The organism is Microbacterium sp. 69-10 (genome assembly GCF_001897945.1).
GTDB lineage: Bacteria > Actinomycetota > Actinomycetes > Actinomycetales > Microbacteriaceae > Microbacterium.
Map to the genome: position 1 here is coordinate 69,350 of NZ_MKRT01000025.1, position 1,083 is coordinate 70,432.

Below are 1,083 nucleotides of genomic sequence, written 5' to 3' on the forward strand. Positions count from 1 at the left end.
CTCAGCAGCCGGTCAGCGGGCGCGGGGCGTGGCATCCTCCTTCCTCCCGAACCACCTCCCTCCTCACGAAGGACCTTCATGACCAAGCGCATCGTCGTCACCGGTATCGGCGCCACGTCCGCTCTGGGCGGCACGGCCCCAGAGAACTGGGCCAATCTGCTCGCAGGCAAGTCCGGAACGCGCACGCTGGAGCACGACTGGATCGAGAAGTACCAGATCCCCGTGCACTTCGCCGCCGAGGCGACCGTCCGCCCGGAGGAGGTGCTCCCCCGTCACGAGGCCAAGCGCCTCGACCCCTCGACGCAGTTCGCGATGATCGCCGCCCGCGAGGCCTGGGAGGACGCCGGTTCGCCCGAGGTCGCTCCCGAGCGTCTCGGCATCGACTGGGCCACGGGCATCGGCGGCGTCTGGACGCTGCTGGACGCCTGGGACACGCTGCGCGAGAAGGGACCGCGCCGTGTCATGCCGCTGACGGTTCCGATGCTGATGCCCAACGCCGGTGCGGGGAACCTGTCGCTGCACTTCAACGCCAAGGCCTTCGCGCGCACGGTCGTCAGCGCGTGCGCCTCCAGCACGGAGTCGATCGCGAACGCCTACGACCACCTGCAGGACGGTCTCGCCGACGTGATCATCGCCGGTGGCGCGGAGTCCGCGATCCACCCGATCACCATGGCGTCCTTCGCCTCGGCGCAGGCCCTGTCCCGCCGCAACGACGACCCGGCCACCGCCTCCCGTCCCGGCGCCATCGACCGCGACGGCTTCGTCATGGGCGAGGGCGGCGCGGCGCTGGTCCTCGAGACCGAGGAGCACGCCAAGGCCCGCGGCGCGAAGATCTACGCCTACCTGGTGGGCGGCGGCGTCTCCGCCGACTCGTACCACATCACCGGCAACGACCCCGAGGGTGCGGGCGCGGCCCGTGCCGTCGAGCAGGCGCTGGAGCAGGCGGGTGCCTCCGCGGACGAGGTCTCGCACATCAACGCGCACGCCACGTCCACCCCGGTCGGCGACCCGAACGAGTACGAGGCGCTCAAGCGCGTGTTCGGCGACCGCATCGACGAGATCCCGGTCTCCGCGACCAAGGCG

The 1,083-nt window shown here is 71.3% G+C and carries 1 protein-coding gene; it reads left to right on the forward strand.

The features are described from left to right. Window positions 1-78: 78 nt before the first annotated feature. Window positions 79-1,083: beta-ketoacyl-[acyl-carrier-protein] synthase family protein (locus tag BGN97_RS13345; protein WP_292702439.1), on the forward strand; the 1,005-nt coding region annotated here is incomplete at its 3' end.